At 69.0% G+C, this 25,349-nt stretch carries 25 protein-coding genes and 1 pseudogene; 11 read left to right on the forward strand and 15 right to left on the reverse strand.

The features are described 5' to 3' along the window. The first annotated feature begins 22 nt into the window (after positions 1 to 22). Positions 23 to 454 (forward strand): VOC family protein, encoded by a 432-nt coding sequence (locus tag ACIA75_RS11500; protein ID WP_397102624.1) that lies wholly within the window; start codon positions 23 to 25, stop codon positions 452 to 454. A gap of 186 nt (positions 455 to 640) precedes the next feature. Here ACIA75_RS11500 and ACIA75_RS11505 read toward each other — a convergent pair whose 3' ends face one another. Next, positions 641 to 1,651 (reverse strand): tyrosine-type recombinase/integrase, encoded by a 1,011-nt coding sequence (locus ACIA75_RS11505; protein WP_397102626.1) that lies wholly within the window; start codon positions 1,649 to 1,651, stop codon positions 641 to 643. A gap of 338 nt (positions 1,652 to 1,989) precedes the next feature. Here ACIA75_RS11505 and ACIA75_RS11510 point away from each other — a divergent pair, with 338 nt between their 5' ends. Then, positions 1,990 to 2,634, forward strand: a complete 645-nt coding sequence (locus ACIA75_RS11510) for a class I SAM-dependent DNA methyltransferase (RefSeq protein ID WP_397102628.1) — start codon at positions 1,990 to 1,992, stop codon at positions 2,632 to 2,634. Between the two features lie 481 nt (positions 2,635 to 3,115). Here ACIA75_RS11510 and ACIA75_RS11515 read toward each other — a convergent pair whose 3' ends face one another. Both ACIA75_RS11515 and ACIA75_RS11520 read right to left on the reverse strand, forming a co-directional pair. Further along, complete coding sequence (locus ACIA75_RS11515; RefSeq protein ID WP_397102630.1) at positions 3,116 to 6,136, reverse strand: Tn3 family transposase; 3,021 nt, start codon at positions 6,134 to 6,136, stop codon at positions 3,116 to 3,118. A gap of 196 nt (positions 6,137 to 6,332) precedes the next feature. Further along, positions 6,333 to 7,445 carry a serine hydrolase domain-containing protein gene (locus ACIA75_RS11520; RefSeq protein WP_397102632.1) on the reverse strand — a complete coding sequence of 371 codons (1,113 nt, stop codon included), beginning with the start codon at positions 7,443 to 7,445 and terminating at the stop codon, positions 6,333 to 6,335. A 117-nt stretch (positions 7,446 to 7,562) separates the two neighbouring features. Here ACIA75_RS11520 and ACIA75_RS11525 point away from each other — a divergent pair, with 117 nt between their 5' ends. Then, the gene (locus tag ACIA75_RS11525) at positions 7,563 to 7,703 is read left to right on the forward strand and encodes a hypothetical protein (RefSeq protein ID WP_397102634.1); all 141 of its coding nucleotides are present in this window, start codon (positions 7,563 to 7,565) and stop codon (positions 7,701 to 7,703) included. Between the two features lie 27 nt (positions 7,704 to 7,730). Here ACIA75_RS11525 and glnQ read toward each other — a convergent pair. Both glnQ and ACIA75_RS11535 read right to left on the reverse strand, forming a co-directional pair. Continuing rightward, a pseudogene (glnQ, locus tag ACIA75_RS11530) lies at positions 7,731 to 8,030 on the reverse strand (glutamine ABC transporter ATP-binding protein GlnQ); the annotation flags it as partial. A 108-nt stretch (positions 8,031 to 8,138) separates the two neighbouring features. Then, positions 8,139 to 8,504, reverse strand: a complete 366-nt coding sequence (locus tag ACIA75_RS11535; protein WP_397102636.1) for a VOC family protein — start codon at positions 8,502 to 8,504, stop codon at positions 8,139 to 8,141. Between the two features lie 94 nt (positions 8,505 to 8,598). Here ACIA75_RS11535 and ACIA75_RS11540 point away from each other — a divergent pair, with 94 nt between their 5' ends. The 3 genes from ACIA75_RS11540 to ACIA75_RS11550 all read left to right on the forward strand — a co-directional run bounded on the left by ACIA75_RS11540 (position 8,599) and on the right by ACIA75_RS11550 (position 10,418). Next, positions 8,599 to 9,543, forward strand: coding sequence for a helix-turn-helix transcriptional regulator (locus tag ACIA75_RS11540; protein WP_397102638.1), 945 nt, complete (start codon positions 8,599 to 8,601; stop codon positions 9,541 to 9,543). Positions 9,544 to 9,690: 147 nt separating this feature from the next. Continuing rightward, positions 9,691 to 9,909, forward strand: coding sequence for a DUF4287 domain-containing protein (locus ACIA75_RS11545; RefSeq protein ID WP_397102640.1), 219 nt, complete (start codon positions 9,691 to 9,693; stop codon positions 9,907 to 9,909). A gap of 200 nt (positions 9,910 to 10,109) precedes the next feature. Then, the gene (locus ACIA75_RS11550; RefSeq protein ID WP_397102642.1) at positions 10,110 to 10,418 is read left to right on the forward strand and encodes a hypothetical protein; all 309 of its coding nucleotides are present in this window, start codon (positions 10,110 to 10,112) and stop codon (positions 10,416 to 10,418) included. A 45-nt stretch (positions 10,419 to 10,463) separates the two neighbouring features. On the opposite strand, the gene ACIA75_RS11555 is transcribed toward ACIA75_RS11550, so the two are convergent. Both ACIA75_RS11555 and ACIA75_RS11560 read right to left on the reverse strand, forming a co-directional pair. Beyond that, positions 10,464 to 10,661: a helix-hairpin-helix domain-containing protein gene (locus ACIA75_RS11555; RefSeq protein ID WP_397102644.1), complete on the reverse strand. Its 198-nt coding sequence runs from the start codon at positions 10,659 to 10,661 to the stop codon at positions 10,464 to 10,466. Between the two features lie 55 nt (positions 10,662 to 10,716). Further along, positions 10,717 to 11,247: a TetR/AcrR family transcriptional regulator gene (locus ACIA75_RS11560; RefSeq protein ID WP_397102646.1), complete on the reverse strand. Its 531-nt coding sequence runs from the start codon at positions 11,245 to 11,247 to the stop codon at positions 10,717 to 10,719. Between the two features lie 102 nt (positions 11,248 to 11,349). Between ACIA75_RS11560 and ACIA75_RS11565 the strand changes: the two genes are divergently transcribed. The 5 genes from ACIA75_RS11565 to ACIA75_RS11585 all read left to right on the forward strand — a co-directional run bounded on the left by ACIA75_RS11565 (position 11,350) and on the right by ACIA75_RS11585 (position 15,311). Next, positions 11,350 to 12,021: a class I SAM-dependent methyltransferase gene (locus ACIA75_RS11565; RefSeq protein ID WP_397102648.1), complete on the forward strand. Its 672-nt coding sequence runs from the start codon at positions 11,350 to 11,352 to the stop codon at positions 12,019 to 12,021. Positions 12,022 to 12,118: 97 nt separating this feature from the next. Then, positions 12,119 to 12,763, forward strand: coding sequence for a DUF4178 domain-containing protein (locus tag ACIA75_RS11570; RefSeq protein ID WP_397102650.1), 645 nt, complete (start codon positions 12,119 to 12,121; stop codon positions 12,761 to 12,763). A 49-nt stretch (positions 12,764 to 12,812) separates the two neighbouring features. Further along, positions 12,813 to 13,238, forward strand: coding sequence for a DUF4247 domain-containing protein (locus ACIA75_RS11575; protein WP_397102652.1), 426 nt, complete (start codon positions 12,813 to 12,815; stop codon positions 13,236 to 13,238). A gap of 35 nt (positions 13,239 to 13,273) precedes the next feature. Next, entirely contained in the window at positions 13,274 to 13,699 is a 426-nt protein-coding gene (locus tag ACIA75_RS11580; RefSeq protein ID WP_397102654.1) for a DUF350 domain-containing protein, read from the forward strand. 1 nt (position 13,700) lies between these two features. Then, entirely contained in the window at positions 13,701 to 15,311 is a 1,611-nt protein-coding gene (locus tag ACIA75_RS11585) for a polyamine aminopropyltransferase (RefSeq protein ID WP_397102656.1), read from the forward strand. 166 nt (positions 15,312 to 15,477) lie between these two features. Here ACIA75_RS11585 and ACIA75_RS11590 read toward each other — a convergent pair whose 3' ends face one another. The 8 genes from ACIA75_RS11590 to ACIA75_RS11625 form a co-directional block, all read right to left on the reverse strand. Beyond that, the gene (locus tag ACIA75_RS11590; protein ID WP_397102658.1) at positions 15,478 to 16,638 is read right to left on the reverse strand and encodes an FAD-dependent oxidoreductase; all 1,161 of its coding nucleotides are present in this window, start codon (positions 16,636 to 16,638) and stop codon (positions 15,478 to 15,480) included. 301 nt (positions 16,639 to 16,939) lie between these two features. Next, entirely contained in the window at positions 16,940 to 18,691 is a 1,752-nt protein-coding gene (locus ACIA75_RS11595; protein ID WP_397102660.1) for a serine/threonine-protein kinase, read from the reverse strand. Positions 18,692 to 18,772: 81 nt separating this feature from the next. Further along, positions 18,773 to 19,012, reverse strand: coding sequence for a hypothetical protein (locus ACIA75_RS11600; protein ID WP_397102662.1), 240 nt, complete (start codon positions 19,010 to 19,012; stop codon positions 18,773 to 18,775). Positions 19,013 to 19,021: 9 nt separating this feature from the next. After that, complete coding sequence (locus tag ACIA75_RS11605) at positions 19,022 to 20,338, reverse strand: S8 family serine peptidase (protein ID WP_397102664.1); 1,317 nt, start codon at positions 20,336 to 20,338, stop codon at positions 19,022 to 19,024. Between the two features lie 99 nt (positions 20,339 to 20,437). After that, positions 20,438 to 21,748 (reverse strand): AAA domain-containing protein, encoded by a 1,311-nt coding sequence (locus tag ACIA75_RS11610; protein WP_397102666.1) that lies wholly within the window; start codon positions 21,746 to 21,748, stop codon positions 20,438 to 20,440. After that, positions 21,745 to 23,223 carry a hypothetical protein gene (locus ACIA75_RS11615; protein WP_397102668.1) on the reverse strand — a complete coding sequence of 493 codons (1,479 nt, stop codon included), beginning with the start codon at positions 23,221 to 23,223 and terminating at the stop codon, positions 21,745 to 21,747. Before ACIA75_RS11615 ends, ACIA75_RS11610 begins: the two co-directional genes overlap by 4 nt. 130 nt (positions 23,224 to 23,353) lie before the next feature. After that, positions 23,354 to 24,451, reverse strand: coding sequence for a hypothetical protein (locus ACIA75_RS11620; protein ID WP_397102670.1), 1,098 nt, complete (start codon positions 24,449 to 24,451; stop codon positions 23,354 to 23,356). Position 24,452: 1 nt separating this feature from the next. Beyond that, positions 24,453 to 25,235, reverse strand: a complete 783-nt coding sequence (locus ACIA75_RS11625; RefSeq protein ID WP_397102672.1) for a hypothetical protein — start codon at positions 25,233 to 25,235, stop codon at positions 24,453 to 24,455. Positions 25,236 to 25,349 lie beyond the last annotated feature (114 nt).

Below are 25,349 nucleotides of genomic sequence, written 5' to 3' on the forward strand. Positions count from 1 at the left end.
AGAGCGCTCGAAGGGAGTTTTCGTGAAGCAGCAGGCGCATTTTCTCACGATCGCCACACCTGATCTCGATGCGGTGCGGCAGTTCTACGTTGCGGGACTGGGATGGGAACCGCTGATGGACGTGCCGGGGGAGATTGTTTTCTTCCAGATCGCGCCCGGAGTGGTGCTCGGATTCTTCCTTGCGGAGAAGTTCAACGCCGATATCGCCGATGGCTCGGACCGTGCGCCGGTCTCGGGGCTGACCCTGTCGCACAATGTCGGCAGCCGCGAGGAGGTCGTCAGCACGGTGGATGCCATGGCCGCCGCGGGTGGCACGGTCCTGAAATCGCCGCGAGACAGTGAATTCGGCGGCATCTTCAACGGTCACGTCGCCGACCCCAACGGGGTCGTATGGGAGGTCGCGCACAACCCCTCATGGCGTATCGAAGCGGACGGCACCGTAGTCCTCGGATGAGGGGCGGAGCGCGCAGACAACAGCAGCCGAAACGCGGCTGCCTACCCGGGTTCGGTGCGCGGTGTTGCCGTGGCGTGTGGAGCCATGGGCTGAACAGCCCCGTCAGGTACGCAGTGCTCGGCATCGAGTCCACCCGGGGTTCCGGTAGTAACCGCCGAAAAACCAACGGATAGGCGTAGCTGCTGGTCAGCGTCCGCGTTCGGCTCCCGGGCCCAGGATCGAGGTCAGCTCGCGCATCGCCCGCGGGGACGGATTGAAGTAGCGGCGCAGGTTCTCAGGTTTGCGGTGTCGGGACTTGGCCATCAGTTCCAGCAGACTGGCCCCGGCTTCCCCGAGGTGGGTCAGGCCGGAGTGGCGCAGTTCGTGCAGGTCCCAGCCGGTTCCGGGTCCATCGACGGCGGTGGCGGCGTCGAGCAGGTCGCGGGCCTGGTCGTAGGACAGCCGGGCAAGGCCGGTGTCGGGGCAGACGTCGCGGTCGGCGAGGTACTTGCCGGGCCCCGGTCGGCGGTGGGTCACGAATACCGGTCCGCGGGTGCGGTCGCGGATCAGCCGGGGAAGCAGGCGGGCGGTGCCAGCGTCCCAGTACACGTTCTCGAGGACGTGTTCGTAGTGGGTGGCACCGCGGCGGCGGGTGCGGGGTTTGGCGCCCTTGGACTTCACCGCCGCGGTGCGGCCCGCGAGGTCGAGGTCTTCGACGTTGAGTCCGAGCAGTTCTTCTGCGCGGGCGCAGGTTTCATACAGCATCCGCCACAGCGTCTTCTCCCGCACGTGGATCTCACGGCGGGCGATGAGCCGGTCGATCGCGGTGCGCGAACGGACCGGGGTGTCGGAGTCCGGCGGGGTCGAGCGTGCGGCCGAGGCGGGAACCTTCGGTGCGGTCCAGCCCTGTTCGGCGCACCAGGAAAGCCATTTGCCGACGGCGGCGCGGCGTGCGTTCCAGGTGTTGACCGCCGCGTTGCCCCACAGGGTTTCCAGCGCGGCGCCGACTTCGGCGTCGGTGACCGAGTCCAGGGCGCGGCTGTGACCGATGAGCCCATCGAGGCCGCGGCCGTCGAGCTGGTCGACGGTCTTGACGATCGCGATGCCGTAGGCGCGCCGGGTGTTCGCCGATCCGATTGTGTCGAGGAACGCTTCGGCGGCCGAGCGCAGGGTGCGCGCCGGCGGGGCTGTGCGTAGCCGGGTCACCTTCGCGGCCATCGGATCCCTTCTCCAGGCTTGCCCCGGATAACGGGGCCACTTCGTGTACGCGGCGGAGCGGGTCCGCCGCAGGTCGCGTGCCCCACTACCCTGGATAACAGACCATTATCCGGGGTATCACTGCTATCGTTGACCGGTCACGGCCAGACGCGTACCGCCGTTCGCCGCAGTCACCGATGCCCACGCCACCGTATGACAGAGTCGGCCAGGGTCTCTCGGGCCCGCGCAATGAGCAACGCCGTCCTGCCTACCGGTGCCTCCACCCGGCCGGGTGGAGGCACCTTCGTCGTTCCCGGCTAGCGCCGAGTCCGCCGCGATCATGGAATATCGTGCCAGTCATGACCACGGATGACTGGTTGGCCGACACCCGAACCTCTTATGACACGGTCGCGGTCAGCTATGCCGACCAAGTGCGCGGCGCCCTCGCCGGACACCAGTACCTTCGCGCGGCTCTGGCGTTGTTCGCCGACAGCGTGCGGACCGCTGGCGGCGGACCGGTCGCGGACGTCGGCTGCGGCCCCGGTGAAGTCACCGCCCACCTGCATGAGCTCGGTGTCGACGCCTTCGGTATCGACCTCTCCCCGGCGATGATCGACGTGGCCCGGCGCGACCACCCCGGCCTGCGGTTCGAGGTGGGCTCGATGACGGAACTGAACCTGCCCGTCGCTTCGGTGGCCGGCCTGCTCGCCTGGCAGTCGTTGATCCACATCCCAGACGACGAGGTGCCGACTGTATTCGGGCGCTTCCACCGAGCATTGCGTCCCGGCGGACCGTTGCAACTCCTGTTTCACGTCGGCGACGAGTCGCTGTTGAAGACGGACGGCTACGGCGGTCACCCGATGAAGGTCCATGTCCACCGCCGTCAGCCGGACCAGGTGGCGTCCTGGCTGCATGATGCCGGATTCGTGGTCGAGGCCCAGATGCTGCTCGACCCGGATGCGAAAGCTCAGCAAGCGATTCTGTTCGCACGCAGTAAGTCCTAACCGCGGGGTCCCCGACGTACACGGCCCGGCGGGAAGCGTGGACCTGGGGTACGCATGTCACCGACCAACGCGACGCCGAACCGCATCGCCCCCACTGCCGCGCCGCCCCTTCGGCGCCGCGGTCACCGGCCGACCCGACGCCCCGCCCGCGCAGTCGCCCCAGGAGCCGGCATGGAATCCCGGCGTCACCCACAGCGAGCCAGAAATACGCCCTGCACGTGTGGACCGGCTGGGTGTGGTGGGTGATCAGCTGGCACACCGGACGCCAATGGGCGGGCATCACCGCCGACAAGCTGCGGATCGGAGTCGAGGGCGCCCCTACTCCTTCGGCTACCTCGCCGGACCGCACTACCCGCGAGCCTGGGACCGCGACTGGCCCCAGGCCGGACGATACTGCGCGGACCTGATCCCGGACATGAGGACCACCGAATGGCTCGACCGCGAGCACACGAACCGGGCCCTGGGGTAACGCCGGGACCGGTCAGAACAGGGTGTCGCGCACCCGCAGCGGCCGGTAGCCCGTCGGGTCGAGGGCGGCGAGTTCGGCGTCGATGTCGACTTCGATCGCGGCGAAGAAGGTGATGTTGGCGCTGTGCGCGGGGCTGATGTGGGCCAGGACCTCGTCGTCGATTCGCTGTCCGGCCCGGCGCATCTGCTCGACCGCGAGGCCGTAGTACTCGGTGGTCCAGGCGATCACGGCGTTGGTGGCCAGGGTCAGACACCACGCCTGCTCGGTCTGGTCGGCGAGCTGGCGGGCGCGGATCGTGCCCTCGTGGGCGTAGAGCAGGTCGCGGCGCAGCGCGTGCAGGGATTCGCCCTTGTTGAGCTGGCGGGCGATCTTGCGCCGGTAGTCCGGCTCGGCGAGGTACTTGGCGGCGTAGATCGTGCGCCGCAGCGCCCCGTACTCCTTCAGGGCCGCTGCCAGGGTGTTCTGGCGACTCGACGCCGAGAGCTTGCCGACGAGCAGGGAGGCGGTGGCGTGCCCGAACTTCAGCGAACCGGCCAACCTGAGCAGATCGTCCCAGTGCCCGGCGATCAGATCCAGGTTGGCCTTGCGGGTCATCAACGGGCCCGCGTGCGGGAACCGGGCCTCGGCGCCCGCGCGCGGACCCGGCCGGTAGAGGGTGATGCGGCCCAGATCCCGGATCCGGGGCGAGAGCTGCATGCCGAGCAGGTCGAACAGGCCGAAGTTGACCAGGGTGACTCCGTGGGTGTCGGTGGCGTGCTCGGTGATCGGCAGATCGGTGGCGTTGCCCAGGATCTCGTCGAGCACGTAGTGAGCTTCGCGGCGGGTAGCGACGATGATCTTGGTGCCGTAGGTGGCGTGGGTGTCGGTGACGTGGGTGTAGGTCGACAGGCCCTCGTTCGCGAAGTAGCGGCTCATCGGCCGCGCGGTCGTGGACTTCCCGCGTGTCGGGAAGCGCTGCCCATCGCTCGACGACAGTGTCCCGGTGCCGAACACCGGGGTCAGCGGGAGCCGCTGGTGGTAGCCGATGATCACCAGGTTGGCCGCGCGCAGGGTCTCCTCGCGCATATACCATTCGTCGGTCCAGGACAGGATGTCGTAGGAGATGCCGCAGGCCTCGGCCATCCGGGTCAGCCCGAGGTTGGTCGAGTGCGCCAGCAGCAGCACCGCGATCAGGTTGCGTTTCAGCTCCGGGCTGCGGGTGGCCTGGCCGCCGGCGTGGGTGAAGCAGTCCAGGTAGCCGGTGCGTTTGTCCAGCTCGATCAGCAGCGACACGATCGGCGCGAACGGCAGCATCTCGGTCAGCTCCGCCTTGAGTGCGACCGCCTCGGCCGGAACGTCCTCGGCGGTCAGTGGGGAAATGACCAGCTCCCCGGACTCACCGTCCAGCCGCACCGGGCCCTCACCCTCGGCGAGCACCGCCTCCAGCTCACCCACCGCGGTATGCAGCTCCTCGACCACGGCGGCCAGGGCGACGCCTGGATCGGCCGAGCGCCCGACCAGGCGGCAGAACTCACTGCGCTGTGGTTCCCACTGCTCGGGTGTGAGCAGGTAGGCGGCCGGGTCGGCGTAGCGGCGCGAGCCCGGCACGTACACGTCCCCGCTGCGCAGCCCGTCGCGCAGCCCGAGCAGCACGCACAGCTCCCAGTAGTGCCGGTAGGCGGTGGTGCTGCCGGACTTGCGGGCAGCGTCGAGGTAGCCGCGCCACTTCGCGGGCACGAACCCGGTCGGGGCCTCGTCGAAGACCTTCCGGCGCCCGGTGGCGTTGAGCTCGCGCAGCATCGCCACCGCGATCAGCAACTCGGCCGCGGCGGTGCCGCCAGCGAAACCAACCGTCGACAGCACCGCGGGCGTGAACTGGCGCAGGTAGTTGTAGGAGGAGTCCAGCGCGGCCAGATGCCCGTGATCACGCGGCAACCGGGGTTTGGCCTGAGCGATCGCCGCGCGCAGGCGCTCCCACCCGATCGCATCGCCGCGGATCAGCGCGCCGATCTCCTCATCGGCCACCGCCGGGTCGGTGACGATCGCCAGCAGGTCGTCGAGCAGGGCTTGGCGGTCCTCTCCGGAGCGGCCGCGTTCGGCCAGTTCCTGCTGCATCCGGCGTTCGGCGGCACCGAACTTCGCCGAGATCGCCTGATCGAACAAGGCCACGACCTCGTCGAGCACGTCGGTGCCCGACTGGGCCAGCACCGTGAGCAGGATCGGGTACCGGCGCTGCGGGTCCCGGCGTTCCAGCGCCTGCGGGGTCAACCGGCGCCCCATCGTGGCCAGGAACCGCCGCCGCTCGGTCGGGAGCACCGACATATCGAGGCGGTCCGCGCCCAGCCCGCGCAGGAACGCCAGCTTGTCGACCTCCGCGCGCACCGCGGCCGCCGACGCCTCCACCGGCCCGCTCGCCAGCCACCGCAACCGCGACACCCCCAACGAGGCATCGGTGGCCAGCAGCGCGTCCAGCTCGGTGCACCGGGCCGGGGTGAACTCGTGGGCCAGCCGGTCGTAGGTCTCGCGCTGGGCCTGCTCACGGGCATGAGCGATGCGTTCGACCATGCTCACCGGGCCGGGCCGGATCACCCGCGCCGAGATCAGGTACTCACATCCCAACCGGAACAGCAGAGTCGGGGAATCGTGCTCCATCGCCCGTGCGAGCAGGAACTCGTCGAGCTCCTTGAGTTCGAGCGCACCAGCCGCCCGCCAGCCCAGATACTGGGCGACCAGGCGCAGATGATGGGTGCGGGTCTGGGCGCGGCGGCCGTAGGAACGGATCTCGCTACCGTCGAGGCGCAGCTGCTCGGCCAAACTGGCCACCGCGACCGGCGGGGCGCCCACCACGCGATCGGGCACGAACCCCAGCCATGGCAACGTGCACAACGCGATCGCGATACCGAGCCGATCAGCCGGACCACGCCCGCGCCCCGGATCGACGAACGCCAGATCCGCCGGCGAGAGCGTGAAGAACCGGAACAGCTCTTCGCGGCCGATCTCCGGGAACTCCCGCAGACGCGCCAACTCCTCATCCGCGAACACCCGCGTCGCCACGAAACCGACCTCCCACCAACCAACCACGTTGGGAGCCAAGCCAACCAGTAACCCGCCTCCACCGCAGACCGAACCTGGCCTCACCAGCGGCCAGCTGCGGCTACGCCATATCCGTTGGTTTTTCGGCGGTTACTACCGGAACCCCCACCCGCTTCGCGATCACGGAGCGGATGGACCCCGTCTGTACTCGAGTTTCCTAGGGACTGCCGGCGCACAACGCTGTCGTGATGGCGGTGTGTATGTCAGCGTCCTGTGCGTCGCTTCCTCCGGGATCGAGGTTGGCCATCACCGTCGCGCTCCGGCCGTCGGTCGTGGTCGCGGCCATCGTCTGGAAGCCGGGGATGTCTCCGGAGTGTCCCCAGGCCGAACCACCGCAGGGAAGGGGTGTGCTCTGCAAACCCAGCCCGTAGGCGGCGTTGTGGGAATTGCCGGTCGGCCGGGTCGTCATCATCTCCTGGAGTTCGGGCGGGTTCAGCAGGTGACCGTTCACGAGGGAGTCGAGGAACCGATTCAGGTCCGCTGCGCTGGAGATCATCCCCCCAGCGGAGCCCGCGCTCGACGGATTGAACTCGGTCAGGTCGAGGGGAGCGGAGTTTTCCGGCTTGACGTAACCCCGTGGGTGATTGCCGGGGATGGTCGGGTCGTCCCCGGGAACGGATGTGTCATGCAGGCCGAGTGGCCGGATGATGCGCTGGTCGACCGCCTCCCCGTAGGGTCGGCCGGTGACCTTCTCGATGACCATGCCGGCCAGCAGGTAATTCGTGCTGGAGTAATCCCAGTCGGTTCCGGGTGCGAACAGCCGCGGGTGGGCCAGCGCGAGGCGCACCAGTTCCAGTGGATCATGGTGTGCGAGTGGATGTTGCAGGATCCGATCCGGGGTCAGATAGTCCAGGTAGTCGGGCAGTCCGCTGGTCTGCTGGAGCAGCTGCCGCACCGTGATGTCATGTCCGTCATTGCCGTTTCCCCGGATCGTTGCGGGCAGGTACTGCTCGACTGGCGCGTCCAGTGCCACCCGATGCTCGCTCACGAGTTGCAGCACCACGGTGGCCACGAACGTCTTGGTCAAGCTGCCGATCCGGAACCGGCTGTTGCCGGCCATCGGCGCTCGGGTTCCGATATTTGAGACACCGCTGGTCAGGACGGTCCGGCCGTGCGCGTCGCTCACTTCGAGCAGGGCTCCGGGGGCGCCGTCGGTCGTGGTCAGGCGCTGCAGAATAGCGCGCACGTCGGTATAGCTGGGCGGGGCGGGGGTATCCACCCGGTTCCCGGTTCCGCATGCGCACAGCAGCAGTGCCGCAGCGGCGCACACAGCGCCGAAAATACAGATGTTCCTGCGCATTCCGTCCTCCAATAGATCGGCAGGACTGATGCTAGGAAACCCTGGCCGGACACGCCTCACCCCGGAGAGCCAACCCGGTAGTCCATTTTGCGCTACCCGGGTATCACGATCGTTGTCCGGCTCGCGGAACTGCGCGAGCAGGTCACCGAGCCGGCGACGGTTGCCACGGCCGGCGAAACGTCCGGTGGTGTCCTGGACCCGATGCACGTGCTCGGGCGGCAGCGCTGATCTGCCTATGTAGACGATGGGTAACCGTCAGCCGGGGTCGAGGACGCGTTTCAGGAAGCGGCGTGTCCGTTCTTCCCGGGGCGCACCGATCACCTGGTCGGCCGGGCCGCGCTCGACGATGGCGCCCTCGTCGAGGAACAGGACCTGATCGGCCACCTGCTGGGCGAATCGGATCTCGTGGGTCACGATCACCATCGTCCAGTCCTGGGTGGCCAGGTCCTTGATCACCGCGAGTACCTCGCCGACCAATTCGGGGTCCAGCGCCGAGGTCGGTTCGTCGAACAGCACCACCCGCGGTTTCAGGGCCAGGGCGCGGGCGATCCCGACCCCGCACCGGCTCGGTCATCTCGGTGTGAGGCAATACCATGGACGGCCGCACGGGTACCGCCCGCAGCGTGCGGGGCCTCGACGGTGCCGGCCCCGCACCCGCGCGTGTCAGTCGACCGGTGCGACGCGGATCAGGTTGCCGTCCGGGTCGGCGACCAGGAAGGTGCGGCCGAAGACCTCGTCGTAGGGTTTCGCGACGACGTCGACACCCTTGTCGACCCACTTCCGGAAGAGGTCGTCGATCTCCTCGGGTGCACCCGGCAGGGCGAGGCAGAGTTCGCTCGTGCGGGGGACGGTCCGGGACAGTTCGTCCTGGACACCGCTCCACACTGCGAGCTGGATACCGCCGCCGAGGTCGAAGGCGATGAAGCGCGGGGATTCGAATACGGGCTTCATCTCGAACAGGTCGCCGTAGAAACGGGCCGCCGCGGGCGCGTCGCCGACGTAGACGATGAACATGTTCGGAGTGGTCATGGGGTGGTTCTCCTCTTTCCGTTGTCGTGGACAAGAGCGAGAGTGCGCGCCATACCTGACAGCTTCCGGCAGGTATTCGGGAGAATCTTTCGATATGACGCCCGATCGCTTCTTCTCCCTGCTGATCGCCCTGCAGTCGCGGGAAACCGTGACCACGACGGATCTGGCCGATGAGGTGGGTGTCTCGGTGCGGACGGTGATCCGGGACGTGCAATGGCTGCAGGACGCCGGGTTTCCGGTGCTGGTCCGGCGGGGCCGGTGGGGCGGGGTGACCCTGCTACCGGGTGGCGCGCTGGACCTGGCCCGGCTCACCCCGGCCGAACGCGACCATCTCGCCGTGTACGGTCTCGACGACGCCCAGCGGGATCAGCTCGGCGGCGGATTCGACGGGCGCCGGGCCCGGAGCAAGGTGGCGCCGGGCCGGGTGCGGCCGGAGAACCTGTTACCCGTGCATGCCGTGGTCACCACGGACAACCGGCCGTGGTTCGGGCGGGCGGGCGAGGGGATCGGCCCCGCGGCTTTACTGGGCGACCTGCGGCGCGGTGTCCGGTTGCGGATCAACTACCGCCGGTCGACCGATCCCGAACCGGCCTGGCAGATCGTCGACCCGTACGGGCTGCTGGCAAAGGGGGGCCGGTGGTATCTGGTGGCCGATTATTCGGCCCGGCCGCGCCTGTACTCGCTGGAACGGATCGCCGGATGGCGTCCGCTGCGCACCCCGCGGCGGCTGCGGCCCGGGGCGACACTGCACTCGGTGGCCGCGGACCTCTCGGCGGGCTGGGAGAACGACGGAGCGCTGCGGGTCGAGGGCGAACTGACTGCCGGTCAGCTGGAACGGGCGAAACGTATTCTCGGCACCCGATTGACGGCCTGCTCCACGGAAGAAGGGGGCCGGGTGCGGATCGTCGTGGCGTGCCGGGTGATCGAAGATGTGCGCCAATTGCTGCAGTTTGCCGACGATTTCACCGTGACCGGACCACCGGAAGCGCGGGAACGTATCCGGGAACTGGCCGCGGCAACGCTGCGCCGCTATCGGTGAGGGCAACGGCAACGGCAACTGCGCAGGTCGAGGCATCCAGGAAGGGCCTGTCGGGTGGTGCACATCACATCTGATGCGGCGCCGATGAGATTCCGGACGATTGCTCGTCTTTCTCCGGGAACACTGTGTCGAACAAGGAGACCGAATATGGCGACCCAGCCGAAGGGCCCCGCGTCCTACTTTCCCGCTATCGAAGCCAAATACGGTCGCAGTATCGAGGAGTGGAAAGCCGGCCTGCGCGATTCCGGGCTGTCCTCGCACAAAGAGCTCGTCGAATGGCTGAAAAACGAGCACGGTTTCGGGCACGGGCATGCCACCGCGCTCACTCAGCATCATCTGCATCCCGAGAAATGGGCGGCAGCCTGACGGAGCCCCGGTAACGGGCAGAGCAGCCGAAGCGCACGAGGGGTGCTGCGGGCCGGGTCCGCATCCGCTGTCGGCTGCTCGCCCGGGTACCGGCGTCACCTGTCGAAATGCGGTAGTCCGCCCAGTCTCCGCCGTAGGCTTCGCCGCACCGGCACGATGGTGGCGGTGGCAACCGGTCACGAGGGATTGGGGTTCAGTGCATGACGATTCGTGAGCGACTGGGATTCGCGGCGGTCGAGTCCGCACCTGTCTACGGTGAACCGTTCGAGACGGCCGACGGCACCATCGTCATCACGGTGTCCCGCCGCAGTAGCGTGGTGAGCACGGTGATGCGTCCGGCCGGGGTTTTCGTGGTGAGCGACGGGACGGCGACCTGGGTTCCGGCGGTGGACGTCAACCGGATCGCGCTGATGGGCGAATTGATCGGGTTGCTGGCGGCGGTCATCGCCGGCCTGGCTGTGCTTCGCCGCCCGCCATGGCCCGACCTCGGCCGTCGCAGCTGCGACTGATCCGGGCACTGAGGTCCGGCCGGTGCGATTGCCGGCAGACGGTACTCAGCCGGGTCCCCCGAGCCGGGCGGCGGCCAGCAGCCGGACCGCCCGCGGGCCCACCCCGTGCAGCGCGAGCAGATCGTCCAGCCGCTCCGGAAGGTCGGCGATCGACCGGTATCCGGCGTCGACCAGCGCACCGGTCGCGGGACGGCCGATCTTCACCCCGTCGAAGACCGGACCCCGGTCCTGCGCTGTGGTCATGACCCGAAACTACTCGGCTGGGAGACCTTACGGTGCGCGGGCCGGGCCATGGCGTTCACTTGTCGTCGCTCCGGGCCGAGCCGCCGCAGATCGCGTTGAACCGCTGCCAGGCGGTCTCGGGTGGAACAGGGGCGGTGGGGTCGGTGACCGCGGTGAGGAGGCCGACGAGAGCCCAGGACAGGGTCGTGATCGTGAGGTCGTCGGCGGGGCGGTCGAGATGCTCGGCGAGGATGGTCGCGATACTGCCGCGGTAGCCGCGCAGCGCTGTCGCCGTGGACTTCGGGCCGATCAACGGCTGGTAGACGTCCGGGTTCCGGGCCGCCAGGGTGAGCATGATCCGGACCGGTGCCCAGGGGCCGCGGTCGGGGGAGCGGGCGATCTCGGTGCGGAGGAATTCGGTACAGCTCACCACCAGCAGATCGTCTTTGTCGCGGTAGTGGGCGTAGAAGGTGGAGCGTCCGATATCCGCGCGGTCGATGACATCGCTGACCGTGATGCGGTCGTAGGCGCGTTCCATCATCAGGGCAATCAGGGCCCGGTGCAGGGCGTCCCGGGTGCGTCGGACCCGGCGGTCTGAGCTGGACATCAGTCTTCCTCGTCGGACAAATTCCGCGGACCTGTGCGGAAACGGACGGATCCGCCGGTTTTGCTTCTGGTGGTCGCCGGGCCGGCCACCGACGATCACATCATGTCTCCTACACGATCCGCACGCGCTCCCATGTTCGTCGACGCTGCCGGGACCGGCCTGGTCATCGAGGGTATGCGGCGGTACAACCTGTTCACCACGGTGTGGTTCCTCGGCCGGCACCGCCGGCTGATCGCCGAACTGGTCCGGACGAGCAAGGTCCGCGCCGGTGACCATGCCGTCGATATCGGTTGCGGTCCGGGAAAACTCGTTCGTGCCCTGGGCGCGCAGGCCGGGCCGCAGGGCAGTGCGGCCGGTATCGACCCGTCCGCGGCCGCCGTCGACTACAACCGCCGCCGCGATAACAATCCGAACCACCGGTATATCCAGGCTCCGGCCCAGGAGCTGCCGCTGCCCGATGCCTCGGCGGATGTCGTGACCTGCACCTTCGTCATGCACCATATTCCGGAGGAACACCGTGAGGCCGCCCTCGCCGAGATGTGGCGGGTTCTGCGCCCGGGGGGCCGGTTGCTGCTCGCCGACGCCGATCCCACGCCGTGGATGCGGTTCCTGTTCTCCCGTTCGGGCAACCGGCACGGCGACAGTGACCCGTTCGATGCGGTCGATATCCGGCGGTACACCGCTACCTTGCGCTCGGTCGGGTTCACCGAGCTCGAATACACCGGAAGCCGCTACATGACGGGTATATCGACCGCGGTCAAACCGGCGCACTGAACCGGCATCGGCGCTCAGCGAGGGGCAGGCGCCGATCAGCGCAGGCGGGAACCCGCTTGCGGCGGCGGTGCCGGTGACCAGCGATCCGGGGGGCGGGATGCTAGTCTCCCGCAGAGATCGCTGGAGGGAGGCCGCCATCACCGCACTGTGGATCATCGTGCTGATCGTCGTGCTCGTCGTGGCGGGCATCGTGGCGTATCTGCTCGTGAAACGGAAGAGCCGGCCGGCCGCCCCGTCGGCACCGGTCGACCCGTTCGCCGATAAGGATTCCGATGCCCTGCGCGGGGACCCGCGGGCGCTGAAGGCCGGAGATATCGTCGATATCTTCCAGCAGACCTTCACCGTCCGCGGTTCGCTGCGGTTGAAAGAGGGCGGGTACCAGTGGAGTGAGCATCTGCTCGACGACGCCCGGGGCACCCGCAAATGGCTGTCGGTGGAGGAGGACCCCGAGCTCGAGCTGGTCCTGTGGACGGAGACGCCGGGAATCCCGGCGCCCGGCGGTGCCGAGCTGGAGCACGACGGGAAACGGTTCCGGCTGGAGGAGTCGGGTAATGCCCGCTACGTCGGTGAGGCGACCACCGGGCTCACCCCGTCCGGCACGGTGGCCTATCACGACTATCTGGCCGAGGACGGAACTCGGCTGTCCTTCGAGGATTTCGGGGAGTCGGGGAAGAAGGAAGCGGCAATCGGGCAGGTCGTCTACCGCAGTGCGATTATGATCTATCCGCAGTCGCCGTCTTGAGTAGCTGCATTACCGGACGGGCTGTGCACCAGACGGGGGAAGGTTTTCTGTGAGTCGTAAGTCCTGGGTGGTCGTTGCTGTCTGCGCGATCCTCGCCTTTGTACTGTCCGGATGCGGATCCGATGACGACGACGGTGACGGTGCGCGGTCCTATATCGGATCGCACTACACGCGTGCCGCGAATCTCGACGAACCCAACAACGGGATGGCCTACACCGCGAACAAACAGCCGGCCGCGGTCGCCGACGAGATCACCAAAGCGGCGCGCCCGCTGGACCGGCGTTCGAGCGGGCCGATGACCTTCCTGCAATACCGCGACGACATCATCGCGATATCCCCGAACGGCTCCGGGACGAAGATCCTGGTCGACGACTATCGGAACGGTCACCGGCGGCATCACTCCTATGTCAGTGCTTTCGGCTGGCCCAGTGACAACAGCAGCTTCCGCGGCGGCGGTTCCGGCGACGGAAAATAGGCCGCCGTCCCACCGATCCATTCCAGGAGGAAACAATGCTCGAAGACCTGCCCGCGGACGCCGGTGCCGCGGCCGCCTACTCCGGCCTCGGAATCGTCCTGATGGTGCTCGGGTTCGTCCTGGTGGACGTGCTCACCCCCGGTAACCTGCGGCACCAGATCTGGGTGGAGCGCAACCGCAACGCCGCCCTGCTGGTCGCCGCGAACATGCTGGGTGTCGGGATCATCGTCGCGACCGCGATCTGGACGTCCGAGGGGGCGATCGGGCGGGCGCTGGTGTCGAGCGCGGTCTACGGCATCATCGGCCTGGTGGCGATGGGGCTGGCGTTCCTGATCCTGGAATTCACCACCCCCGGTGAGTTCCGCGGTGTGGTGAACGAGCACGAACTGCATCCCGGGGTGTGGGTGAGCGCCGCGGTACATATCGCGGTCGCGGCCGTGGTCGCCTCCGCCCTCACCTGAGGTGCCGGCGAGCACTCTCGCGGCCGATCAGGAGCCGGCGGAATCCGCCGGTGCGGCAGCCGGCACCGTGGCCCCGCGGCCGGGCTTTCCCGGCCGGTTCGCCCGGATCGCCCTGCTGCTCACGGTGTTCGTCTGTGCGGCCTGCGGATTGGTGTACGAGCTGTCCCTGGTGACCCTGGGCAGTTATCTGATCGGTGATACCGCCACCCAGGCCTCCATCACCCTCAGTGTGATGGTGTGCGCGATGGGTGTCGGCGCACTCGCGGCGAAACCGCTGCGGCACCTGGCCACGCCGGCGTTCCTGGCCGTCGAACTCGCGCTCGCGCTGGTCGGTGGCCTGTCGGTGCTGGGTCTCTACGCCGCCTACGCCTGGCTCAACCTCTACACGGCCGCGCTCGTGCTGGCCTCCTGCGTGATCGGCGCCCTGGTCGGTGCCGAGATCCCGCTGCTGATGGAACTGTTGCAGCGCATCCGCAAACAGGATGCGGGGAGCGCGGTCGCGGACCTCTTCGCCGCCGACTACGTGGGTGCCCTGCTGGGTGGTCTGGCCTTCCCGTTCCTGCTGCTGCCGGTCTTCGGGCAGATCCGGGGCAGTCTCATCGTCGGGGTGGTGAACGCGCTGGCCGGGCTGGTGCTGGTGTTCATCTGGTTCCGCGCGGACCTCTCGCACCTGGTCAGGGCCACCTTCGTAATGGTCACCCTGCTCGTTGCCGGAGTGCTGGTCGGCAGCTACGTTTATGCCGATCGGTTCGAAGCGACCGCCCAGCAGGCGCTGTTCGCGGCGCCCATCGTCTGGCAGCATCAGACCGAGTACCAGAAAATCGTGCTCACCGAATCCGTGTCACCGTTCGGCACCCGGGACACCCGGCTCTTCCTCAACGGCGATCTGCAGTTCTCCTCGGTCGACGAATACCGGTACCACGAGGCGATGGTGCATCCCACGCTCGCCGGGAAACGGGAGAATGTGCTGGTCGTCGGCGGTGGCGACGGTCTGGCACTGCGCGAGATCCTGAAGTATCCGGACGTGCGCACGGTCACCCTGGTCGAACTCGATCCGGTCATGATCGACCTCGCCCGCACCGACCCCCGGCTGACCGAACTCAACGGGAACTCCTTCGCCGACCCACGCGTGCGGGCCGTCACCGCCGACGCGTTCACCTGGTTGCGCACCGCCCGAGCGGATTACGACGCGGTGATCATCGACCTGCCCGACCCGGACCAGACCTCCATCGCCAAGCTCTACTCCACCGAGTTCTACGCGATGGCCGCCCAGGTGCTGGCCCCGGACGGCACCATGGTGGTGCAGTCGGGGTCGCCGTTCTTCGCCCCGCACTCCTACTGGTGTATCGCGGCCACGGTCCGCACCTCCGGGCTGCACGTGCTGCCCTACCACGTGGACGTGCCGAGCTTCGGCGACTGGGGTTTCCTGCTGGCCACCCGCGACCCGGACCCCGAACTACGCCTCGACCCACCGGCCCCGCTGCGTTCGATCGACGCGACGAGTCTGCAGGCGGCCACCGTTTTCGCCCCGGACCGCCGCGATACCGGGGAACAACCCTCCACCCTCATGCATCCGGTGATCCTCGACCTCGCGCGCAAGGAATGGGTTTAGGGCCCTGCCGCCCTCGGGTCGGCACGCCCGAATACTTGCCGTGACGCTCGAGGCGCAGGCGTGGCTCCCGGGTTCACGACGCTGACCCCGCCCCCTCTGCTGCGGGCTCGCTGCAAATGGCTCCGTCCGGGCTGGTTCGCTACCCGTGGGTGACGACCCGGCGATATCAGTCGGGTGGCTCCCAGGTGACCACAGGTGCCAGGCCCCGCAGCGCTGGGCCGACCGGGGTGAGCCGCATGATCGCGTCGCGCAGCAGCGCCGCCGGCGCCCAGGACATCTGCAGGGCGGCCCCCATACGCCGCGACAGTCGCTGCAGCGGTTCGACGCGGGTCCGGCGGACCCGGTCGTATTCGGTGAGTGCGGACGGGATATCGCGATACCGGTCGAGCAGTGCCGCGGCGGTGATCGCATCCTCGACGGCCAGGTTCGCACCCTGGCCGAGATTGGGGGTCATGGCGTGGGCGGCGTCACCGAGGAGGGCTATCGGGCCGCGGACATAGGTGTCGAGCGGCGGCAGTTCGTAGATATCGTGCCGCAGTAACGTCGCCGGATCCGTCGCGTCCAGCAGCGCCGGGATCGGCTCGTGCCAATCGCCGAAGCGGCGGCGGAGCTCGGCGAGTTCGCCGTTCGCGCTGCTCGCTCCCGCAGGAAGACTGGCGGAACCGTAGTAGTACACCCGGCCGTCGCCCAGCGGACCGATACCGAAACGTTCACCGCGCCCCACGGTCTCGCCGCCCGAGTGCACCGGCGCCGGCGGCGTCACGATGGACCGCCAGGCGGTGTACCCCGCGTAGGCCGGGGGGAGTGCATCGGGCCAGTGCAGGCTTCGGACGGTGCTGTTGATACCGTCCGCCCCGAGCAGCAGATCCGCATCGGAGGTTCCGCGACTGTGCCGAATCCGGATGCCCCGTTCGGTGATCTCGACCTCGTGCACCGCCGATGCCAGTCGGAGGCGCCCCTCCCCGAGCGCGCCACACAGAATATCGAACAGCTCCGTCCGGTGGATCATCACCAGATCGCCGTAGCGGTCCCGGACACCGGCGATATCGGTGCGCGCCAGCCATCGGCCGGAGGGATCGCGCATACCTGCCTCGGTGGCCGCGGTCGCCCGGTCCCGGACGGCCATCCCGATGCCCAGCGCGTCGAGGCCGCGTAATCCATTGGGCCACAAGCTCAATCCGGACCCGGCGGGCCCCACGGTTTCGGCACGTTCGAGAACCTCGACCTGCCAGCCGCGTTGTCGCAACGCAATCGCCGCGGTGAGTCCCGCGATACCTGCGCCGACGACGACGGCCCGCCGTTGCTGTCCGGTTGATTCCCCGGTCATCGCCACCTCCGATATCGGGCACCATTGCCCGCCCCGACTCGATTATGTCGTGACCCTAGGCGGGTGGTACCCGCTGCACACTGTGTGATGCGACTCGATCCGGCCCGTCGGATAGGCGGTAGGGCCGGGCCGGATCGGTCAGCGGTCGTCTCCTGTGCAGGTGTTCGCAAGGGCGGCGCTGTGGTGCCGGAGGCGGAGGTGCTGCCGGTGGCACCGGGTGCGGAGGGAGTCGCGGCGGTGCCGTTCGCGCTGCCGACCGGTGTGCCCCGCACTTGGTGACCCGGTCCCGGCCGCGGCCGGGTCACGGTTGCTGCGGTGCTCCGGGTGGCGGAGAGGTCGCGGTGGAGCCGGGCGTGGTCGCGGCCGTGTCCGCCGGTGTCCGGGTTGTGGGCGAAGTCGTGACGGACCCGATGGGGGAGGACGTGGCGATGGTGCTGCCTGTGGCGTCGGCGCTGTCGTCTCCCGAGGCTTCCTCGCCGGTTTCGTCGGTGGTGGTGGTCACCGTGGTCTCGGAGGTCGTCTCCGAGGTGGTTGTTTCCGGGGTGGTCGTTTCGGATTCGGTGGGTTCGACGGTCGTGGTGGTGATCGGGGGCGGCGGGGTCGTGGTGATCGGGGGCGGCGGGGTCGCGGTGACCGTGGGCGGCGGCAGGGGAGGACCGGGTTGCGGTTCGGGCTCGGTCCACGCCGGGGGAGGGGCGGGTACCGCGACCGGCCCCTCGGGGGCGATCGACGTCACCGGCACCGATTCGCTGACCGAGACCGGCGGCGCGGGCTGCGGTGGCGGGCTCGACGGGCGACGAGACGTTACCGGGGCCGTGGTGGCCGAACGTGTTACCGGCGCCGTGGTTACGGGCGTTTCGGTAACGAGTGTGCTGGTGTCGCGGGTGAGTGCGAGCGCCGATGTTCCGGCGACGGCGAGTGCGAGGACCGACAGCACCACAGCAGCTCGCCGGGGAAAACGCGTCGTCGGCGGCCCGACCGGAGTCGTGGCGGCCGCCGGTGTCGCAGGCGCCGGACCGGCCGGGCCCGGGGCGTCGGCCGGCGCCGGGGCGGTCGCGACCGGGGTTACCGGATCCGAGGCCGCTCCCGGCGTGGCCGATGCCGCAGAGGCCGGCGCCGGCGCTGCGGACGCCGGTTCGGCCGGATCCTGGGCCGGAGTTACCGAAGCCGGTGCCGGGCCCGAGCGTGGTGCCGGGACTGCGGGTACCGGTGACGGTGCCGTCGGCGGCTCCCACAGCGCGGCCCGGGCGGCGGCGGCCAGTTCACCGGCCGTTTCGTAGCGCCGGCCGGGATCCTTGGCCATACCTTTGGCGATCACCGCGTCGAACGGACTCGGTAGACCGGCGGTCGACGGCGACGGCGGTTCGTCGTTGAGGTGTGCGGCGATCTGGCGCTGCATACTCTCGCCGCGGTAGGGCTTGGCTCCGACCAGGCATTCGTAGAGAACGCAGGCCAGGGAGTACACATCCGAGGGCGCGCCCGAATCGTCGTCGGCGAGGCGTTCCGGGGCCATATAGGCGAAGGTGCCGATCACGGCGCCCGTGGTGGTGACGGTGGTGTCCTCATCGCTGCGGGCGATCCCGAAGTCGATCAGATACGCGAAACCCGCACGGGTGACCAGGATGTTCGACGGTTTCACATCCCGGTGCACGAGCCCTTCGGCGTGCGCCGCGTCCAGGGCCGCGGCGATCTGGGCGACCACCTCGACCGCCTCCGCCGGCTCCAGGCGATCCCGTTCGGCGAGCAGGGTCGCCAGGTTGGGGCCCTGTACCAGGCGCATATCCAGGAAGAGGCGACCGTCGATCTCGCCGAAATCGTGGATCGGCACGATATGCGGTTCCGCGAGCCGGGCCGCGGCCTGGGCTTCGCGCTGGAAGCGTTTGCGGTAGGTGGCGTTGTGGGCGAACTCCGGGGCAAGGACTTTCACCGCCACCAGCCGGTCGGTGCCGGTGTCATAGGCGCGGTGCACTTCCCCCATGGCCCCGGCCCCGAGTAGTTCGAGGAGCCGGTAGCGGCCGAACGGTGTTCCTTCCACGAGCAACGGATACCACATTCTGTGACCGTTCACAGCACCCGACAACTACCGGGTTTGAACTCCGGAAAACGGGAAAGTGCTGGAAGCAAAGGGTTTCGGCTAATCGGGGGGCTCGTCTGTACTGATGGATTCGATGGGTGGATCGGCGAATATCCGGGCGGCCGAATCGCCGAGCCGGGCCGCTGTCTCGGCCCCGACCCGCAGCGCGAAACGGCCGGCGTCCGGGTCGACCGCGATCAAACCGAAATCGCGGTCGACTTCGTTCTCGGTGAGACCCAGTGCGCTCAGTGCGTCGGCCAGCACCGAGCCCGGGGGCAGTTCGACGGTGAGCAGTGGCACGCCCCCAGGCTACGCGCGGGCCGCCACCTTGCGCAGCTCGGCGAGCAAGGCCTGCGGTGCGACGACCCCGTGCCCGTAATCGTGATCGAACCCGGCGCCGGCCCGGTCGGTGGCACTGCTCAGCAGCAGTTCGCGCAACCGCGCCGGTGGGATCTGCGTGGCCGGCCACTGCGTGCGGAACGCCGCGACCACCCCGGCCAGTACCGGACAGGCCGCCGACGTGCCGGTATCGGGGGCGTCGGCGCCGAATGCCGTGGAACCCAGGAAATGGGTGTAGGAGCTGAGATCGGGTTTGCGGTCGGCCAGCCGTCCCGGGCCCTGCGACGAGTACCCCACGCGTTCCCCGGTGGTATCGACACCCGCGACCGACAGCGCACCCGGATGGGAATTCGCGCCGGTGATGGGCCGGTCGGGGTACGCGCAGCGCCCGTCCGGGCAGTCACGTCCGCAGTTTCCGGCGGCGAAGAGGATATCGGCGCCCGCCGTGTCCAGCGATCCGACGATGACGTTGAACGGGTGGTCCGGGTTGTCGGAGTAGTTGCCCGGATCGCCCACCGGGAAATCCCATTGTGGTGAGAACGAGCCCCAGCTGTTGCTGATCACCAGTGCCCGGCGGTCCTCGGGCTGATCGGTGAGCACGGTCCGCAGATGAGCGAACGCGGCCAGCGCGTCGGAGAGCAGCCCGTCCATCTGACTCCCACCGGACCGGGTGCTCTGCAGCAACGGAATATCGAGGAAAGCCGCGCGGGGCGCCGCGATGAACGCGTCGAAGGCGCACATGGTGCCGTGGTCGACGGCGAATTCGCCCGCCTTACCGCTGACTCCGGCCGGATTCCAGCTGCGTGCAGCATCGATCGTGATCGCCGACCCGCCGACCTCCCGCACCTTCGCCGCGTTGATCCCGGTGTCGAGCACGGCCACCGCCACACCCGCACCGGTCAGCCCCTCGGCGGCGAGCTGTTCGATGCCCAGCAGTTCGGCGACTTTCTTCCAGTCCCCGACCGCACCGTCGTCACCGCAGGTGAGCACCGGTTCGATGACCGGATCCGCGAATACCCCGGCCACTCCCGGCGCGCCGGATACGGCGGCCCGGGCGGTCTGATCACCATCGGGAATCTCCCCGCGCACCAGATAGGACCCGGCGCCCTGGAGCGACGAGTCGCTGACGTTGCCGGCGCCCGGCGGAAGGGCGACCGGGGAGAAGCCGGTGTCGAGGGCGAATCCGGGGAGTTCGCCGGTGATCTCGGTGGCGGAGATACCGGTCGCGGATTCGGCTGCGGCGGCGGACAGTTCGGGGGAAGGGCGAAGCTCGATGACGACTCGCATGCCCGTCATGGTGCCTTGCACCGGGGGACATGGCAATCGGAACGTGAGGATCGCGTCCGGCCCGAGCCGCCCCTCAGCGGCTGCTGTGGTCCGCCAGGGTCATCGGGTATGAGCCGCGGCGGGGATTCGGTGCCCGGCCAGCCGGCTGAGCACGGCCTGGTTGGCTTCCCACCCGTCCGGGAACTTGACCGGGACCCCGAGATAGACGGGTTCGGCGGAGGGGTGCGCGTCGAGTAGTTCGTCGATTCCGCGGCGGCCGACGACGATACAGGCGTGCCGGTGCCGGGACGCCAGCACACACAGCCGCCCGGCCTCCAGGTGGAACGCGCCGGCATCGCGGCGGCCCGACAGCGGGTGCAGGATGACCGTGACATCGTATTCGCGGCCCTGCAGCCGGTTTGCCGTGTCGACGGTGACCTCGGCGCCGATCGTCCCCGCCAGCGCGTCACGCACTGCCTGAGCCTGGTCGCGGTGCGCCGTGCCGACGGCGATCCGGGACGCGTCGATCTCCCGGGTGCCCTGTTCGGAATGGGCGACACCGCCGCGTTCCAGCAGCCGGCAGGTGAGGTCCGCGATGGCGGCCACCGCCTCGCCGTCGGTGCGCAGGGTGTGGCGGGCGGGAAGCTCGTAGTAGGCCCAGCCGTGGACCGCGGCCTCGTCCAGCACCTCGTCCACCGGACCCCGCAGGCCCCGGGTGGTGAACTCGAGCCGCCGCTGCTCGGGCCGGGTCCCCGCCTCGAACGGGGCGAACGGGTAGAAGGCGGCGGACACCACCGAGGCCGCCGAGGGCGGCAGCCGCCAGGACACCGGCAGCGTGTGCACCGGGATACCGTCGTTGTGGTTGAGCATCACCGCGACCGCGCTCATCGTCGGATCCCAGGACAGGCCGGCCCAGCGGTCGGAGTCGACGGTCGCGAACGGGTCCAGCTGGCCGGGGTCGCCGACGAAGAGCCCGCGTTCGAAACGATTCGCGATGCGCAGCAACATATCCGAGCGCATCTGGTATGCCTCGTCCACGATCGCATACGACCAGCGGCCCTCGTCGAGGGTGGCCCATTTCGCGGCCGTGCCGATCACGATCGAACACCGCTCCAGATCGGCCGGCCGGGTGGCGACATCCACATTCTCGCGGTCGATGCGGGCGCTGGGCCGGTAGTCCCCGGCGGACAGGCGCCCGATCCGCAATGCCGGATCGGCGGTGGCGAGCCGGTCGATGAGGTCGTCGACCTGTTCGTTGGTCTGCGCGACGATCATCCGCTGATCGTCGTCGGCCGCGGCCAGCTGCCGGGCCGCGCGCACCACCAGCGTGGACTTACCGGCACCGGGCGGGGAATCCACCACCAGCGCCCGGTGGGCGGCGTTGTCGAGATCGGTGAGTATCGCGCCGATCACCTCGTCGGCTGTGGTCACGACCAGTTCTCCGTGGGTTCGGGGGTGGGCTCCGGCGGCGGGCCGCCGTGCGTCCATGGTGTTTCCTCGCGGGGCGGGAGTTTGGCGGGCGGGCCGCCGAAACCGCTGGGGGAGAAGCGGGCGAAACCGATCCCGTCGCCTTCTTCGGGGACACTGCCCGCGGCCGGGTTCTTGCCCTGCCCCATACCGCTCACCAGTTCCAGCTGGATCACCTCGTCGTCGACCGCGACCACCTCGGCCTTCTGCGCGGGCCGGTCGATGCGGAACAGGGTTTCGCCGATCCGCCCGCGGAACGGGTCGGTGGTGTGCACCCAGATATAGGGTCGCGGCACCTCGCGAGATTTCGGTTTCGCCCGCCGGTCCGGTTCACAGTCGGTGATCGTGCCCTGGAAGGCCTCGCCGACGAGCCGGTATTCGATGAGCACGCGCGGGTCGTCGAATGCCCGCTGCGCCTGGAAGGTACCGAGGGCTTGTTCCTGTTTGAGCAGCCGCCGGGTCGCCGACACGGCGGAATCCCGGCGGGCCTGGGGGTAACCCTCCGGAAGATCGGAGACGAACCAGGAGAACGCCGACCGGTCGTCGGTCCAGCGTTTGTCCACATGGTCGCCCTCGGTCAGGTCACCCAGGAGTTCCACCGCTCGCCACATCAGTCGCCACGTCGGTGCCAGCTGACCGCGCAGCGCCTGTTCGAGGCGTTCGGCGGCAATGACTTTCGCCCATTCGTGCTCCGCGCCGTCGTAGGCGGCGATCAGCGGCGCCAACTCTTCGTTGTCGAATCCCGGGTCGGTCGACGGGCCCGCGGGCGGTGCCGCCAGCGGATCCTCGGCGAGCGCGGCGGCCTGCGGGCCGGTAAGCCCGGCCGGTGGGTCGATCCAGCCGAGCAGGGCCGCCAGGTTCCCGTCCTCGAGCGCGGACTGGCCGGTCGCCCAATGGGCGGTGAGTACCGAGGTCATCGACAGGCAGACACTGGATCCCGGGAAATCGGACCGGTCACCGAACCAGGTGAGCCATCGCCCCAGCAGCGGCAGCGTTTCCGGCACCGCGTTCTCGCCCTCGGTGCGATGGAACCGCACCGAGCGGCCGAGTAGCCGCAGGAACTGCACCCCGCCGGGATTCGGCAGCAGCAGTTGCGGGGCGTCCAGGTAACGCAGGTAGGTTTCCCCGGTCGATTTGACCGTGAGCTCTTCGGCCTGTTCGCAGAACGACGAAATGTAGGGCAGCACACGGTCGGCCAGCTGTTCGATGAAACGCAGCCGCAGGATCCGGTCGCGTGGCTGGGCGACGATCAGCACCGTCGAATCCTCGGGCGACGAACCGAGCATCACCGCCAGCGGCGCGGCGGCCTCACCGGCCAGCCGTAGCGGAACCAGCACCAGCGGGCGGTCGGCGAGGTGGTAGTGCCGCCGCGCGGCAACGGGTTCGGCGCGCCCGGTGCGTGCGGCGGTCGCCTTCGCGAGCGCGCTCAGCACGCTCATGCTGCCTCCATGGGGATGAGCGGGGGCCCTGCGTGGTAACGCGGCGCTGCCGCCTCCGGGCCCGTCCCGCTCATGCTGTGTCCCCGGGGTGCGTGGTTATGCTGCGCTGCCGCCTCCGGGCCCGACCCGCTCATCGGGCGACCTCGAGGCGCAGTGCCCGGGCGCGGCGCAGCATATCGGCGATATCGGCGTGTTCCGGGCCGGGGTCCAGGGTGCCGTCGGCCAGGGCCAGGACGGTGTCGAGATTGTCGATACCGCCGAGGTCGTCGCAGACCCCGCGGCCCAGCGTATCCACCGACCCCTGCGTCCGGGCCTCGGCGCGGCAGGCGAAGGCCAGCTCACAGCTGGACATACATTCCGGCGCGTACCGGGACGGAATCGCCGCGACGGTGTCCGCCAGTGCCTCGCCCGGGGTGAACGAGGTGCCGGCGGGCACCAGATCCAGCAGGGCGTCGATGGAGGTGAGCCGCGACAACTGCCGCCCGATCACCGCGAGCTGCTTGCGCAGATCCAGCTTCGCCGCGACCGGCCGGTTGGTGAAATCCCGGGCGGCCACCAGGATCGACTCGTGGGCCACGTCGTCGGGTGAATGCCCCAGTTCGCGCAGCAGTTCCCGCATCGCCAGCACATACACCGCCGATTGCCGCGCGGCCGAGGCCACCTGCGCCGGGTCCGCCTGGCCGTCGACGATGGCGAACGATTTGATCTCCACGACGTAGAACTTCCCGCCGATCTGCAGGGCCACCACATCGGGTTCCAGATAGGCGGTGGCCCCCGCGATCTCCAGGCGCAGCATCGGATGATCGAACAGGGTGCCCTGCCCGGAGCTCAGCGCCTGACCCAGTAATTGTTTGGTGCGCTGGTAGCGAATGGAATTGGTGGCGTTGTCCCCGACGGTCGCCAGATCGTGATACCCCACTTCGGGAATCGTGAGCCCGAGTTCCTCGCGCAGCAGCCGGAGCAGTTCGGCACAGCCGTGCGCCTTCACCATCGCCTCGAACGAATTACCCCGGGTGATCGCGAACGGTGACTGACCGAACTGCGCCGGGAACCCCAGCTCTCGGGCGATCACCGTTTTGTCCACCGCCGCCGCGTCCAGCAGTGCCCGGCGCGCACATCCCGGGTTGGCGGTGAGCGCGGCGATGGTGCGGGCATTGTGCCGGCTGGTGGGCGCCGCCCCGCGTAATTCGTCCAGGCGGGTGGTGAGGGATTTCTGCGCAAGCGTCATCTCAGGCCTCGTTCCTTCGCCGTTCGGCCACCGCGAGCCGGACACCGAACAATTGCGCCGCGGGATCCGCCAGTTGCCGCGCCGCCCGCTCCGCGGCCTCGGCCCGCTGCTGTCTGTCGTCTTCTCTGTGCACCTCGAGCTCGCGTTCCGCGGCCGCCAGCACCACATCCGGATCCATGGCCACCCCGTCCGTGGCGCCCGGGATGGATACCGCCAGCTGCCACAGCACGCGTTGCCCCGCAGGGGTATTGCCGTGGTCCGTCAGATACCGGGCCAGCCGGATCGCGGCCGTGAGCAGATCCACCCGCGGGCTCAGCGGCCCGACCATACGCTGCGCCGGTGGCCAGGTACTCACCGCCAGCAATCCGCGGGCCGGGGCCAGCAGATCGGTGGTCATGGCCGCGCAGATGTAGTACGGGCGGGCGTAGGGCGCCGCGCGGAAGGACCGTTCCTCGTCCCGCCGCAGGCTGGTGAGCCGGGCCGCGACCAGTTCCCCGGAGAAGAACGCGTCGTGCACCGCGAGGACCAGCTTCGGGGCCGCCGGAACCGACAGCAGGGTCAGCGACCGGTGTACATGTTCGCGGACCGGAACGGCACCCGACGGCTGGCGTGGTGGTTCGGCCGGCTCGGGTGTGCCGAGCACGGTCGCGTCCCATTCCGCTTCGGCGGTCCGGAGTTCGGCGCGCAGCCGGCGTGCCGCGGTCCGGTCACCGGACCCCGCGGCACGGCGCACCTGGGCGCGCAGCTCGGCTATGCGCTGTTCCAGCGCATCGACGGTGGGCACGGGGGAGAATCTAGGGGGCAATTCCAGGGAAGTCCAGTAAATGCCAGTATTTGCCGCGGTATGTCGCGGAATTTCCGGATTCCGCAAGGCGACCACTCCATACTTTCGGGTATG

Origin of the sequence: Nocardia sp. NPDC051750 (assembly GCF_044453135.1) — a bacterium.
GTDB lineage: Bacteria > Actinomycetota > Actinomycetes > Mycobacteriales > Mycobacteriaceae > Nocardia.

Bases quoted from the DNA above. Each gene is read 5' to 3' on its own strand.
- ACIA75_RS11595 (WP_397102660.1), bottom strand. From the start codon at position 18,691: ATGTGGTATCCGTTGCTCGTGGAAGGAACACCGTTCGGCCGCTACCGG.
- ACIA75_RS11565 (WP_397102648.1), top strand. From the start codon at position 11,350: ATGTCTCCTACACGATCCGCACGCGCTCCCATGTTCGTCGACGCTGCC.
- ACIA75_RS11620 (WP_397102670.1), bottom strand. From the start codon at position 24,451: ATGACGCTTGCGCAGAAATCCCTCACCACCCGCCTGGACGAATTACGC.
- ACIA75_RS11615 (WP_397102668.1), bottom strand. From the start codon at position 23,223: ATGAGCGTGCTGAGCGCGCTCGCGAAGGCGACCGCCGCACGCACCGGG.
- ACIA75_RS11510 (WP_397102628.1), top strand. From the start codon at position 1,990: ATGACCACGGATGACTGGTTGGCCGACACCCGAACCTCTTATGACACG.
- ACIA75_RS11550 (WP_397102642.1), top strand. From the start codon at position 10,110: ATGACGATTCGTGAGCGACTGGGATTCGCGGCGGTCGAGTCCGCACCT.
- ACIA75_RS11570 (WP_397102650.1), top strand. From the start codon at position 12,119: ATGCTAGTCTCCCGCAGAGATCGCTGGAGGGAGGCCGCCATCACCGCA.
- ACIA75_RS11540 (WP_397102638.1), top strand. From the start codon at position 8,599: ATGACGCCCGATCGCTTCTTCTCCCTGCTGATCGCCCTGCAGTCGCGG.
- ACIA75_RS11535 (WP_397102636.1), bottom strand. From the start codon at position 8,504: ATGACCACTCCGAACATGTTCATCGTCTACGTCGGCGACGCGCCCGCG.
- ACIA75_RS11505 (WP_397102626.1), bottom strand. From the start codon at position 1,651: ATGGCCGCGAAGGTGACCCGGCTACGCACAGCCCCGCCGGCGCGCACC.
- ACIA75_RS11545 (WP_397102640.1), top strand. From the start codon at position 9,691: ATGGCGACCCAGCCGAAGGGCCCCGCGTCCTACTTTCCCGCTATCGAA.
- ACIA75_RS11590 (WP_397102658.1), bottom strand. From the start codon at position 16,638: ATGACCGGGGAATCAACCGGACAGCAACGGCGGGCCGTCGTCGTCGGC.
- ACIA75_RS11560 (WP_397102646.1), bottom strand. From the start codon at position 11,247: ATGTCCAGCTCAGACCGCCGGGTCCGACGCACCCGGGACGCCCTGCAC.
- ACIA75_RS11605 (WP_397102664.1), bottom strand. From the start codon at position 20,338: ATGCGAGTCGTCATCGAGCTTCGCCCTTCCCCCGAACTGTCCGCCGCC.
- ACIA75_RS11580 (WP_397102654.1), top strand. From the start codon at position 13,274: ATGCTCGAAGACCTGCCCGCGGACGCCGGTGCCGCGGCCGCCTACTCC.
- ACIA75_RS11555 (WP_397102644.1), bottom strand. From the start codon at position 10,661: ATGACCACAGCGCAGGACCGGGGTCCGGTCTTCGACGGGGTGAAGATC.